The sequence below is a fragment of the Geodermatophilus obscurus genome (assembly GCF_900115395.1).
Lineage (GTDB): Bacteria > Actinomycetota > Actinomycetes > Mycobacteriales > Geodermatophilaceae > Geodermatophilus > Geodermatophilus obscurus_B.
Window position 1 is genome coordinate 240,269 of sequence record NZ_FOWE01000001.1, and the last position, 11,815, is coordinate 252,083.

Sequence of the window (11,815 nt, forward strand, 5' to 3'; positions counted from 1 at the left end):
CCGCAGCCGGTGACCGCGGTCACCCTTGCGTTCATTGCGTACGTGACCTGCCTCTCACGTCACGGAGCGGCACACTGCTGCCGTGTCCCTGGTCCCGGTGCGGCGGCGCGGTACCGTCAGCCTCGCCCGGCAGTTCCTGTGGCTGCAGGCGCTGGTCGTGGCGGTGCTGGTGGCGGCCTCGTCGGTGGTCGCCTACCGCGACGCGCGGGACGCGGTCGTGCTCAACGCCGAGGAGCGCACCACCGCCGTCGTCGAGAGCATCGCCGACTCCCCGCAGGTGGTCGCCGCGGTCACCGGGCCGGACCCCACCGCGGTGCTGCAGCCCTACGTCGAGCAGGTGCGCGCCGACGCCGGCCTGTCCTTCGTGACCGTCCTGGCGCCCGACCGCACCCGCTTCACCCACCCCGACCCCCGCGAGATCGGCCGGCCGTTCCGCGGCACCATCGCCCCGGCGCTGCAGGGGACGACGTTCTCCGAGACCTACACCGGCACGCTCGGCCCGTCGGTCCGCTCGACCGGCCCGGTGTTCGACGCGGACGGCGAGGTCGTCGCGCTCGTGTCGGCCGGGATCACCGTCGACCTCGTCGGGGCCGATCTCGCCGACGACGTGCCCGGCATCCTCGGCACGGCGGCGCTGACCCTCGCCGTCGGCGCGCTGGGCAGCTGGGCGATCAGCCGCCGCGTGCGCCGGCAGACCGGCGGCCTGGACGCCACGACCCTGGCGCGGATGGTGGAGCACCACGAGGCGGTCCTGCACGCCGTCCGGGAGGGACTGCTCCTGGTCGACCGCGAGGGCCGGGTGCAGCTGGCCAACGACGAGGCGCGGCGGCTGCTCGACCTCGACGGCGACCCCGCCGGCCGGCCGGTCGCCGACCTCGGCCTGCCCGTCGAGCTGGCCGCCGCCCTCGCCGCCTCCGAACGCGGCGTCGACGAGGTGCACCTGACCGGCCGCCGCGTGCTGCTGGTCAGCCGCTCCCCGACGCGCGCCTCCGGGCGGGCCGCCGGCTCGGTCGTGACGCTGCGCGACCACACCGAGCTGCAGGCCCTGACCGGCGAGCGCGACAGCGTGCAGGCCTTCGCCGAGTCCCTGCGCGCCCAGGCGCACGAGGCCGCCAACCGGCTGCACACCACCGTGTCGCTCATCGAGCTGGGCCGCAGCGACGAGGCCGTGCGGTTCGCGACGGCACAGCTGGCCTCGGCCCAGGAGCTCACCGACCGCGTCGTCGGTGCCGTCGAGGAGCCGGTGCTGGCCGCGCTGCTGCTGGGCAAGGCCGCGACCGCCGACGAGCGCGGCGTGCGGCTGGACATCGAGACCTCGACGGCGGTCGGGCCCACCGGCATCCCGGGCGGCGACCTGGTGACGATCGTCGGCAACCTCCTCGACAACGCCATCGACGCCGCCCTGGCCGGCGACCCGCCGCGCGAGGTGCACCTGGCCGTCTGGGTCGAGGACGACCGGCTCGAGGTCCGGGTGGAGGACAGCGGCCCCGGGCTCACCGAGGAGCAGGTGCCGCTGGCGTTCCGGCGCGGGTGGTCGACGAAGGACGACGGCGCCGGCGCCCCGGCGCGGCTCGGCCGCGGGCTCGGGCTGGCGCTGGTCGCCCAGGCCGTCCACCGGCACGGCGGCACCGTGGAGGTCCGGCCCGGGCCGGGGGCGGAGTTCCGCGTGTCGGTGCCCCTCGCCGTCCCGGTGCGGACCGCGCCGTGATCCGGGTGCTGGTGGTCGAGGACGAGCCGGTCGCCGCCGAGGCGCACCGGACCTACGTCGACCGCACCGCCGGCTTCACCACCGTGGGCGTCGCGCACACCGGCGCGGCGGCCCTCGACGCGCTCGCCCGCACCCCGGTCGACCTGGTGCTGCTGGACCTGCACCTGCCCGACGCCTCCGGCCTGGACCTGTGCCGGCGGATCCGGGGGGCCGGCGCCGACGTCGACGTGCTCGCCGTGACCTCGGCGCGGGAGCTGGCCACCGTGCGCGCCGCCGCGGTGCACGGCGTCGTCGGTTACCTGCTCAAGCCGTTCACCTACCCGGGCCTGCGCGACCGGCTGGTGGCCTACGCCGAGTACCGGTCGCAGCTGTCGGCCGGCGGGGAGGTTGCCGGTCAGGCCGAGATCGACCGCGTGCTGGGCACCGTGCGGCCGTCCCGGTCGGCGCCGCTGCCCAAGGGCATGGGCCGCGAGACCCTCGACGCCGTCGTCGCCGCCGTCCGGCGCGCCCAGGGGGTGTCGGCGGCCGAGACCGCCGAGCTGATCGGCGCCTCCCGGATCACCGCCCGCCGGTACCTGGAGTACCTCGCCGAGGCCGGGCTGGTCGAGCGGGTGCCCCGCTACGGGAGTGCCGGCCGCCCGGAGCTGGAGTACCGCTGGCGCTGAGCCGGTGTCACAGCGGGTCGCCGTCGACGTAGACCCACCGGCCGTCGTCCCGGCGGAACCGGCTGTGCTCCTGGTGGGTGTGCCCGGACCGCACGTGCTCCTCCCCGCCGCTGCGCGCGTGCGCGCGGAAGGTGACGGTGCCCTCGGTGTCGAACAGCCCGCCGCCGGAGCCGGCCAGCACCTCCAGGCCGGTCCAGCGCACCGCCGGGTCGAGCTCCAGCGTGCGCGGGCGGGTGGCCGGGTCCCAGGTCGCGAGCAGGTACGCGGCGTCCCCGACGGCGAAGGCGCTGTACCGCGAGCGCATCAGCTGCTCGGCGGTGGCGGCCGCCGCCGTCCCGTCGTGCAGCCGCCCGCAGTCCTCGGCGTAGGTCAGGCCGGATCCGCAGGGGCAGCGCTCGGGGCTCACGCCGTCAGTCTCCGGCGATCCAGACGGCGGTGTCCGGCGGGAGGGCCACCGAGCGGGCCGAGGAGTGCACGCCGGGGCCGGACGCCAGGAGCACCCGCCCGCGCGAGCCCACCAGGACCGACTCGGCGCCCATGTTGACCACGCAGCGGACCGTGCGGCCACCACCGGTGCAGCGGACGGTGAGGACGTCGCCGCGGCTGCTGACCGTGGCCTCGCCGGTCCCCAGCGCGGGGTGCTCGGCCCGGACGGCCAGCGCCTGCCGGTAGAGGCTCAGCACCGACGAGGAGTCGCGGGCCTGGCGGGACACCGCGTGCTGCCGCCACTCGGCCGGCACCGGCAGCCACGGCCGGGCCGCGCCGGCGGGGGAGAAGCCGACGCCGGAGGTGGCGTTCCACGGCATCGGGACACGGCAGCCGTCACGGCCGGCCCGCTCGCCGTTGCTGCGCAGGAAGATCGGGTCCCGCTTCGCCTCGTCCGGCACGTGCGCCTGCGGCAGGCCCAGCTCGTCGCCGGCGTAGACGTAGGCCGAGCCGGGCAGCGACAGCAGCAGCAGCGCCGCCGCGCGCGCCCGCGACAGGCCGGTCTCGCCGCCGCCGAAGCGGGTCACCATGCGGTCCTTGTCGTGGTTGCCCAGCACCCAGGAGACCGGGGCGCCCACGCGGCCGAAGGCCTCCAGCGCGCTGCCGATCGCGTCGGTGAACGCCGCCGTCTGCCACGTCGACTTCAGCAGCCGGAACGACAGCGACTGGTGCATCTCGTCGGGCCGCGAGTACAGGGCGACCTCGTCGAGGTCGGCCAGGCACACCTCGCCGACGAGCATCGTGTCCGGGTACTCGTCGCAGATCCCGCGCCAGCGCCGCCACACGTCGTGGACCTCGGGCTGGTTCCAGGTCATGGCCTGCTCGGGGCCGTGGCCGAACAGCGTGGGGGAGTACTCGCCCGGGTTGTCCCGCAGGCCGGCGTCCTTGTAGAGGCCGTAGGCGACGTCGACCCGGAAACCGCTCACCCCGCGGTCGAGCCAGAAGCGCAGGGTTCGCTCGAAGTCCTCGGCGACGACGGGGTCGCGCCAGTTGAGGTCGGGTTGCTCGGGGGCGAACAGGTGCAGGTACCAGCGGCCGTCCGGGGTCCGCGACCACGCCGGCCCGCCGAACAGCGAGCGCCAGTTGTTCGGCGGCTCCTCCGACGGCGGCGCGAAGTGGTACCGCGAGGCCTCGGGGCCGTCGGGGTCGGCCAGCGCCGCCTGGAACCAGGGGTGCCGGTCGGAGGTGTGGTTGGGGACGACGTCGAGCACCACGCGCAGGCCGAGCTGCCGCGCGTCGGCCACCAGGGCCTCGACGTCGGACACGTCGCCGTACTCCGGGTCGACGGCGCGGTAGTCGACGACGTCGTAGCCGCCGTCGGCCCCGCCGGAGGGGTAGTGCGGGTTGATCCAGAGCGCGTCCACGCCCAGCCACGACAGGTAGGGCAGCCGGGCGCGCAGGCCGGCGAGGTCACCGATCCCGTCGCCGTTCCCGTCGGCGAACGACCGCAGGTACACCTGGTAGACGACGGCCGACCGCCACCAGGGCTGCTCCGCGGCCTGCTCCTGGGCAGGTGCCGGCCGGGACCACGGCTGCTGGCCGGCGGCGGTGCCGGCCGTGACGAGCTGAGCGGACATGCGCACAGGATCGGCACGGAGGGTGGCCGGTGGGGATGGTCCCGACGCCAAAGGGTGAGGTCGGGATCGTCACATTCCGCCGAACGCGCAGGTGCCGGCGACGCTGCGTGGCGTCCCGCACACCCGGATGGGCGAGGGGTGTGCCCGTGTTGCACCAGGCGTCCCACGAGTCACGAGCCGTCCCCGAGCCGGCGGCGAGGAGTCCCGCACCATGTCCCGCACCGTGTCCAGCCCGATGGCCGAGCGCGCCGTCTGTCACCGCCACCCCCGGCACGTCTGGATCGCCAGCTGCCCCGACTGCACCTCCTGGCACCTCGCCGGCCTGCGGGCCGGACGCGACGAGCGGTCGCCGGTGCCCGGCCCCCGCGACGCGGGCGACGGCCGGGCCTCCGCAGCCGCGTAGCCGGACACACCCACGCCCCTCCGGCCGGCCGGAGGGGCGTGGGTGTGTCGGGAGCGGGATGGGGTTGACTGTCGTTGAGCGTTTGACCAGCCGGGGTGCCTACCCCGTGAGCCGAGGAGGACCGCCGTGCACCTGGGTGTCGACAGCTTCGTGGCCGCGGTGACCGACCCGTCGACGGGCCGGGCCGTGGGGCCGGAGGAGCGGATGGCCGACCTGCTCGAGGAGATCGAGACCGCCGACCGGGCGGGCCTCTACTCCTTCGGGATCGGCGAGCACCACCGGCCCGAGTACTACGACTCGGCGCCGCCGGTCATCCTGGCCGCCGCGGCCGCCCGCACCTCCCGCATCCGGCTGGGCAGCGCGGTCACCGTGCTGTCGGCCGCCGACCCCGTCCGGGTGTTCCAGCAGTTCGCCACCCTCGACCTGATCAGCCGCGGCCGCATCGACCTCGTCGTCGGCCGGGGCTCGTTCACCGAGGCGTTCCCGCTCTTCGGGCTGTCCCTGGCCGACTACGGCGAGCTCTTCGACGAGAAGCTCGACCTGCTGCTGCGCATCCGGGCCTCCGAGACGGTGACCTGGTCGGGCCGGCACCGGCCCGCGCTCACCGGCCAGGGCGTCTACCCGCGCCCGCTGCAGGACCCGCTGCCGGTCTGGGTGGGCGTGGGTGGCACGCCGACGTCGTTCGTCCGCGCCGGGCTGCTCGGCCTCCCGCTGATGGTCGCGATCATCGGCGGCCAGCCGCGGCAGTTCGCGCCACTGGTCGACCTCTACCGGCAGGCCGGCGAGCGTGCCGGGCACCCGCCGGAGGCGTTGCAGGTGGGCCTGCACGTCTTCGGCTTCGTCGCCGACAGCACGCAGGCCGCGGCCGACACGATCTACCCGGGCTGGCACGAGATGTTCACCAAGGTCAGCCGCGAGCGCGGCTTCGCCCCGCCCAGCCGCGCCCAGTTCGACGCCACCAGCGGCCCCGACGGCGCCTTCTTCACGGGCGACCCCGACACCGTCGCCGAGAAGCTGGTCCGCATCTCCGGTCAGCTCGGCGGTGTCGACCGGGTGTCGATCCAGATGACCAACCCGCGGCTCGCGCACGCCGACCTGCTGCGCGGCATCGAGCTGCTGGGCACCGAGGTCGCGCCGCGGGTCGCCGGGTCCTGAGGGCGGGCCCGGCCGGTCAGGGCTCCTCGGGGTAGGGCGGGGCGCTGTCGGCCACGACGGCGCCCCGCTCGCCCAGGGGCCGCTCGGGGCCGACCGTGGAGTCCCGCTCGGTCTGCCGCTCGGCCTCGGCGTTGACCACCGCGCCCAGGACGACCAGGGAGACGCTGAGCCACAGCCACACCATGCTGATCGCCACCCCGGCCAGGGACCCGTAGGTGGCCGTGTAGTCCCCGAGGCCCTGCACGTAGGCGAACAGCGCGAGCGACGTCGCCAGCCACAGGCCCGTCGCCAGCACCGCGCCGCCGCTGATCCACCGCCAGCGCGCCTGCCGCCGGTCGGGGCCGACCCGGTAGAGCACCGCCAGCACGAGCACCATCAGCCCGGCCACGCCCAGCCAGACCAGCCAGGACTCGAGGGCGCGGACCGGGCCGGGCGCGCCGGCCATCAGCGACGACAGGAGGCCGCGTCCGGCGAGCGCGGCGCCCAGCAGCGCAGCCCCGCCCAGTACGACGGCCAGCCCGAGCCCGCTGCGCCGCAGGAACCCCCGCGACTCGTCCTCGTGGTAGGCCAGGGTCAGCGCGTCGATGAGGTAGGTGGCGGCCGTCGTCGCCGTCCACAGGGCCGCCAGCAGGCCGGTCAGCCCCCGGAGGGTCAGCACCTGCCCCGACGCGGCGGTGATGGAGGTGAGCTGGTCGCCGACGAGGGGCTCGAGGTCGTCGGGGAGCACCTCGGCCATGTCCGACAGCTGCTGCAGCGCCTCCTCCGGGGTGTTGACGGCCCCGTAGATCGACAGCGCCGTCACGAGCACGGGGGCGATCGACAGCAGCGCGAAGAACGCGACCGCCGAGACCTGCACCATGAGCCGCTCGCCGAACGCCACCCGCAGCGACCGCCGCAGGACCCGCCACCACTGCCGGGGCGGGATCCGGTGCGGCGACGCGGCGTCGCTCGACCCGGAGCGCACCGGCCGCCCGGCCGTGGCCCCGCTGCCGCGAGCGTCAGCCATGGACGGTGTCCTGCCCACTCCGCGTCCCCCACACGCACCGGGGATCCCCGGAGTCCGGGGACCGGGGTCGGGTCCGGGCAGGATCCGGGCGCTGCCGGATGTCCCGCCGGCGCCCCCGGCGGCAGGCTCGTGCCATGACATCGACACCGCACACGGCCATCCCCTCCACCCCCCGCCGCGAGCTCCGGCGCACCCGGTCCGGCGCGATGCTGGGCGGTGTCAGCGGCGGGCTTGCCGACTACACCGGCGTCGACACCGTGCTGTGGCGGGCCGCCTTCGTGGGGCTCACCCTCGCAGGCGGCGCGGGCATCGTGCTCTACGCCGTCCTGTGGGTGCTCACCCCGCCGGTGCCGCTCGCCCCGGGCGAGCAAGCCCGCCCCGTGGACCTCGCCGTCGAGCGGCTCAGCGGCCGGCTCAGCGGCGACCGCACGGGGTCGTCGCAGGGCTGACCGCGGGCAGGACGCCCCGCCGCTGGGCCTCCAGGACGGCGGTCAGCCGGTCGTGGACGCCGAGCCCGCGGTGGAGGCTGGTGGTGTGCGTCGTGACGGTGCGCACCGAGCAGCCCAGCCGGTGGGCGATCGCGGCGGCCGTCAGCCCCTCGGCCAGGCACTGCAGGACGCCGACCTCGCGTCCGGTCAGGCCGCAGGCTCGGGCGCTGCCGGCCGCGGCCCCGGCGACGTTCCCCGCGCCGCCGCGCCACCGGGCGAGGAGCCGGACGTGCCGGTCCAGGGCCCGCAGGGCCGGCTGCACCGCGGACAGCAGCGCCAGCTCGCGCGGCCCGAAGTCCGGACCGACGCGGGCGAACACGAACGCGGACACCTCCGCCCCGCCTCGCAGCGGCAGGCTGACCTGCTGGTCCCAGCCGCTCAGGTCGGCGAGGAACGCGCGCGCCGGTGACCGCCGCCAGGCGAGCGACCCGCCGGCGGCGGTCCGCGCGGTCAGCGGCGTGAGGTCGCCGCACGCGTTGGCCACCATCAGCGGGTGCCGGTGGCGCATCCGCCGGGTGACCGCGTCCAGCGTCGGCACCAGCCCGGGGTCGGCCCCGTGGACGGAGATCTCCGACTCGCCGGTGTGCCACCGGGTGCGCTGCAGCACCACTGCCGGGGCGTCCAGCCGGGGGCACAGGACGGCGGCCACGGCGTCGACCGGCAGCCGGGGGCCGTCGGGGCCGTCCCGGCGCGCGGGGTCCGCCAGGCCGTCGGGTGCGGCGACCACGAGGTCGGTGATCTCCTGGGCGGGTGAGCCCATGAGGGGCCTCCGGCGGTCTCGGCGGGGCGGTCGCCGCCTGCTGTCCGGGACGCGGCCCGGGTTCCTCGCGCGACCGGGAGGCGTCAACGCGGATCCGCCCGGCCGTCAAGCGGGACGTGCGCGGCCGTCCCTACGCAGATGTGCGGAGAGACGCCGGCCCGGTGCGGCCCCTAGCGTCCGCCGCGAGCGGAACAGCACCGCGGAACGGCACCGCAACACCGAGGGGGAACCGTGGCACTGACCATCCTGCACCTGCGCTGGGACGTCTCCGGCGACGAGGCCTACGACGCACTCGGCCGGGCGCTCCCGGAGGACGACCGCCGGCCGCCGGAGTGCCTGTCCCGCCGGCACGTCCGCCACCCGCGGGCGGTCATGGTCTACGAGGTCTGGGACGACGCGCGGGCCGCCGGGTCGGAGCTCGACCGGGTCCGCGCCGAGCTCGGCGCCGGCCCCGACGCCCCGCAGCGCGTGGCCTTCTCCGTCCCCGAGTACTTCGCCGCCGGCTTCGGTCAGCGGCCCCGGGCGGCGCGGCCGGCCGACGCAGGCACGCCCGCCGTCCCGGCTCCCCGCGAGCCCGAGGCCGCACCGGCGCCCGCGCCGGTGCCCTGACGGAGGCCCCGACGGCCCCGACCGAGGTCGGGGCCGTCGGCTCCTGAGGTGCTCGGCCCCTGAGGTGCTCGGCCCCTGAGGTGCTCGGCCCCTGAGGTGCTCGGCCCCTGAGGTGCTCAGCCCCTGAGGTGCCTGCCGAACCAGGCCTCGGTGCGGGCCCAGGTGTCGGCCGCGGCCGCCGGGTCGGGCCTGATGCGCAACACGTTGCGCATCAGCGGGCGCAGGGCGCGCGGGCCCACCGGGGCGTCGTGCAGGAAGCCGTGCCCGGCGCCGGGGTACTCGCGCACGTCGGACTCGACGCCGAGCCGGGCGAGCACCGCCGTCAGCTCGGCGGCGGCGCCCCGCAGCCCGGGGTCGGCCCCCCCGTAGGCGCCCAGGACCGGGCAGGCTCCCAGCAGCGCCGTGTGCGGGTCCTCCGGCAGCCGGGCGTAGAACACCGCCGCGGCGTCGAACCCGCGCGCGGCCAGGTGCAGGGCCAGGCCCCCGCCGACGCTCGACCCCAGGACGCCGAGGCGGCCGGTGCAGCCGGGCACGGCGGCGAGGTGCGCGCGGGCGGCCTCCGCGTCGGCGAACGGGCGCCCGGTCCCGGCGGCCACGGCACGGAACGTCGGTACCAGGCTGCGGCGGGCGCCGCCGTCGGTGAACAGGTCCGGCATCAGCGCCAGGTAGCCGGCGGCGGCGATCCGCCGCACCTGGCGGCGCATGACACCGTCGACCCCGAAGGCCTCGTGCAGCAGCACCACGCCCGGCCACGGGCCGGACCCCCCGGGCACGCCGAGCACCCCGCGCAGGCCGGGGGTCCCGCCCGGCGCGGCCGGGATCTCGACGTCGGTCAGGACGGTGTCGTGCAGCTCGGTCACGTGCTGCCTCCCGCGGGGTCGAGCGGCCGGTGCCGCCGATGCTGGCAGAGAACCGCGCGCAGGGGGGTTGGCGCACGCCGCGCGGTGTGAGGGGATGCCCGCAGGGCTCTCTGGGGGAGGTACTGGGGGATGGCACGGGCGACGGAACGGGCGATCGTGGTCGGCGGCGGGGTCGCCGGTCCGGTGGCGGCCATGGCGCTGCAGCGGGCGGGGATCGAGGCGACGGTCCACGAGGCCCACCCGGCACCGGCCGGGGACGTCGGGGCGTGGCTCGGCGTCCAGGTCAACGGGCTCGACGCGCTGGCCGCCGTCGGCGCCGAGGACGCCGTCCGCGCCGCGGCCTTCCCCACGCCGGTCATCGAGTTCCGCAACGCGGCCGGCCGGGTGCTGGGCGAGCTGCCCACCGGCGACCCCGCCGGTGCCCGCCCGGCCGGCGTCTCGCTGCGCCGCTCGGAGCTCTACCGGGCACTGCACGACGAGGCGGTCGACCGCGGCGTCGAGGTCCGCCACCGCTCCCGCCTCGTCTCCGCCGAGGACACAGGCGACGGCGTCACCGCGGTCTTCGACGACGGGCACACCGAGACCGCGGACCTGCTCGTCGGCGCCGACGGCGTCCGCTCCACGGTGCGCACCCTGGTCGACCCCGGCGCCCCGGCGCCCCGCTTCGTCCCGGTGCTCACCACCGCCGGGTACTCCGAGCACACCCCGGCCGACGCCGAGCCCGGCCGGCTGACCATGGTGTTCGGCCGGCGCGGGTTCGGCGGGTACCTCGCCGCGCCGGACGGGCGGACCTGGTGGTTCGCCACCCCGCCGCTGACCCGGGAGCCCCCGGCCGCGGAGGTCGCCGCCACCACCGACCTGCAGTGGCGGGCCCGGCTCTACGACCTCTTCCGCGGCGACCGGTCCCCGCTGGTGGCGCTGGTGGAGGCCACCCCCGGGCCACTGCGCGGGTGGACGACGTACGACGTCCCCTCCCTGCCCCGGTGGCACCGCGGGCGCACGGTGCTGATCGGCGACGCCGCGCACGCGACCGCGCCGGGTGCCGGGCAGGGCTCGTCGCTGGCGATGGAGGACGCCGTCGTCCTGGCCCGCTGCCTGCGCGACCTCCCCGCCGCCGACGCCCTGCGCACCTTCGAGGCGCTGCGCCGGCCCCGCGCGGAGCGGATGGTCGCCCAGGGCTTCGCGGCCAGCAGCGCGGAGGCCCCGCCGGCGGTGGGCCGGCTGGTGCGCGACCTCGTCATGCCGGTGGTGCTGCGGCTGCGCGACCCCCGCGCCTGGGGGCGCGCGCACCGGGTGGAGTGGGACGTGCCCGTGCCGGTGCCGGTGGGCTGAGCGGGGGAGCGCGTCACCGGAACGGGCCGGCGTCGTCGTCCCCGGCGTCGTCCTCCCGGCCCCGATGGAGTGGTCCGTTGCGCCGCCTCCTCGCCGTCGTCCTCTCCGCGCTCGCGTGCGCGTTCGTCCTCTCCCCGCCGGCCGCGGCCGCGCCGCAGTGCCTGCGCTCGACCCGCGACTACCCCCGCGTGCTGGCGCAGGCCCTCGGCGCGCGGCTGACCGACGTCACCTGCGGCGGCGGCGAGACCGCCGACTGCTCCACCGCCCAGTTCCCGGCGTGGCCCCGCAGCTCGAGGCGCTCCCGCTCGACGCCGACCTGGTCACGATGACCATCGGTGGCAACGACAGCGGGGTGTTCGTCGAGTCGATCCCGCGCTGCACCAGCGCCGGACTGCTCACCCTCGGCCAGGGCAGCCCTGCCGCGACACCTACGGCACCTCGTTCGAGGACACCGTGCGCACCACCACCCACCCGGCGCTGGTGCGCGCCCTGACGGCGGTGCGCGACGCGGCGCCGCGGGCCCGCGTGGCGATCCTCGGCTACCCGTGGATCCTGCCGGCCACCGGCGTCACCTTCGTCGACCTCGCCGGGGTGTCCGAGGGCCACCACGCCTGTCGGCCGCTCGGCGTCCGCCGGTTGGAGACGGTGCCGCAGGGGACCAACGCGGTCATCGTGCACCCCAACGCCCTCGGCGAGCAGGAGATGGTCGCGCAGGTCCAGCAGGTGCTGCGCCTGCGCTGAGCCGCACGGTCCACCCAGCCGTGCG

Annotated in this window: 14 protein-coding genes; 9 read left to right on the forward strand and 5 right to left on the reverse strand. The window is 76.9% G+C overall.

The window, feature by feature from the left end:
* The first annotated feature begins 82 nt into the window (after nt 1-82).
* Together BM165_RS01150 and BM165_RS01155 are read left to right on the forward strand one after the other, a co-directional pair.
* On the forward strand, nt 83-1,708 hold the full coding sequence (locus tag BM165_RS01150; RefSeq protein ID WP_075011686.1) for a sensor histidine kinase: 1,626 nt from the start codon (nt 83-85) through the stop codon (nt 1,706-1,708).
* On the forward strand, nt 1,705-2,373 hold the full coding sequence (locus BM165_RS01155) for a response regulator (protein ID WP_075011687.1): 669 nt from the start codon (nt 1,705-1,707) through the stop codon (nt 2,371-2,373). The genes BM165_RS01150 and BM165_RS01155 overlap by 4 nt, the downstream gene beginning before the upstream one ends.
* 7 nt (nt 2,374-2,380) lie before the next feature.
* On the opposite strand, the gene BM165_RS01160 is transcribed toward BM165_RS01155, so the two are convergent.
* Both BM165_RS01160 and BM165_RS01165 read right to left on the reverse strand, forming a co-directional pair.
* Entirely contained in the window at nt 2,381-2,779 is a 399-nt protein-coding gene (locus BM165_RS01160; RefSeq protein WP_075011688.1) for a YchJ family protein, read from the reverse strand.
* A 4-nt stretch (nt 2,780-2,783) separates the two neighbouring features.
* Entirely contained in the window at nt 2,784-4,436 is a 1,653-nt protein-coding gene (locus BM165_RS01165) for a glycoside hydrolase family 13 protein (RefSeq protein ID WP_075012069.1), read from the reverse strand.
* A 211-nt stretch (nt 4,437-4,647) separates the two neighbouring features.
* On the opposite strand from BM165_RS01165, the gene BM165_RS01170 reads away from it, so the two are divergent.
* Nucleotides 4,648-4,839, forward strand: coding sequence for a hypothetical protein (locus BM165_RS01170; protein ID WP_075011689.1), 192 nt, complete (start codon nt 4,648-4,650; stop codon nt 4,837-4,839).
* Nucleotides 4,840-4,965: 126 nt separating this feature from the next.
* Complete coding sequence (locus BM165_RS01175; RefSeq protein ID WP_075011690.1) at nt 4,966-5,994, forward strand: LLM class flavin-dependent oxidoreductase; 1,029 nt, start codon at nt 4,966-4,968, stop codon at nt 5,992-5,994.
* A 16-nt stretch (nt 5,995-6,010) separates the two neighbouring features.
* Here the strand turns inward: BM165_RS01175 and BM165_RS01180 are convergent, their stop codons facing one another.
* A complete protein-coding gene (locus BM165_RS01180) occupies nt 6,011-7,000 on the reverse strand; it encodes a YihY/virulence factor BrkB family protein (protein WP_075011691.1) in 990 nt (329 codons plus the stop codon).
* Between the two features lie 134 nt (nt 7,001-7,134).
* On the opposite strand from BM165_RS01180, the gene BM165_RS01185 reads away from it, so the two are divergent.
* On the forward strand, nt 7,135-7,449 hold the full coding sequence (locus tag BM165_RS01185; protein WP_075011692.1) for a PspC domain-containing protein: 315 nt from the start codon (nt 7,135-7,137) through the stop codon (nt 7,447-7,449).
* Here the strand turns inward: BM165_RS01185 and BM165_RS01190 are convergent.
* The gene (locus BM165_RS01190) at nt 7,415-8,248 is read right to left on the reverse strand and encodes a helix-turn-helix transcriptional regulator (RefSeq protein WP_075011693.1); all 834 of its coding nucleotides are present in this window, start codon (nt 8,246-8,248) and stop codon (nt 7,415-7,417) included. The genes BM165_RS01185 and BM165_RS01190 overlap by 35 nt on opposite strands.
* A 231-nt stretch (nt 8,249-8,479) precedes the next feature.
* On the opposite strand from BM165_RS01190, the gene BM165_RS01195 reads away from it, so the two are divergent.
* The gene (locus tag BM165_RS01195; protein ID WP_075011694.1) at nt 8,480-8,857 is read left to right on the forward strand and encodes a hypothetical protein; all 378 of its coding nucleotides are present in this window, start codon (nt 8,480-8,482) and stop codon (nt 8,855-8,857) included.
* Between the two features lie 116 nt (nt 8,858-8,973).
* Here the strand turns inward: BM165_RS01195 and BM165_RS01200 are convergent, their stop codons facing one another.
* A complete protein-coding gene (locus tag BM165_RS01200; protein ID WP_083426926.1) occupies nt 8,974-9,717 on the reverse strand; it encodes a dienelactone hydrolase family protein in 744 nt (247 codons plus the stop codon).
* Between the two features lie 129 nt (nt 9,718-9,846).
* On the opposite strand from BM165_RS01200, the gene BM165_RS01205 reads away from it, so the two are divergent.
* From BM165_RS01205 to BM165_RS25070, 3 genes are all read left to right on the forward strand, one after another.
* Entirely contained in the window at nt 9,847-11,049 is a 1,203-nt protein-coding gene (locus tag BM165_RS01205; protein WP_075011695.1) for an FAD-dependent oxidoreductase, read from the forward strand.
* 77 nt (nt 11,050-11,126) lie between these two features.
* Entirely contained in the window at nt 11,127-11,378 is a 252-nt protein-coding gene (locus BM165_RS25065) for a hypothetical protein (protein WP_208976593.1), read from the forward strand.
* Between the two features lie 124 nt (nt 11,379-11,502).
* Complete coding sequence (locus BM165_RS25070; protein WP_208976594.1) at nt 11,503-11,790, forward strand: SGNH/GDSL hydrolase family protein; 288 nt, start codon at nt 11,503-11,505, stop codon at nt 11,788-11,790.
* Nucleotides 11,791-11,815: the final 25 nt, after the last annotated feature.

Bases quoted from the DNA above. Each gene is read 5' to 3' on its own strand.
- BM165_RS01180 (WP_075011691.1), bottom strand. From the start codon at position 7,000: ATGGCTGACGCTCGCGGCAGCGGGGCCACGGCCGGGCGGCCGGTGCGC.
- BM165_RS01170 (WP_075011689.1), top strand. From the start codon at position 4,648: ATGTCCCGCACCGTGTCCAGCCCGATGGCCGAGCGCGCCGTCTGTCAC.
- BM165_RS01165 (WP_075012069.1), bottom strand. From the start codon at position 4,436: ATGTCCGCTCAGCTCGTCACGGCCGGCACCGCCGCCGGCCAGCAGCCG.
- BM165_RS01205 (WP_075011695.1), top strand. From the start codon at position 9,847: ATGGCACGGGCGACGGAACGGGCGATCGTGGTCGGCGGCGGGGTCGCC.
- BM165_RS01190 (WP_075011693.1), bottom strand. From the start codon at position 8,248: ATGGGCTCACCCGCCCAGGAGATCACCGACCTCGTGGTCGCCGCACCC.
- BM165_RS01185 (WP_075011692.1), top strand. From the start codon at position 7,135: ATGACATCGACACCGCACACGGCCATCCCCTCCACCCCCCGCCGCGAG.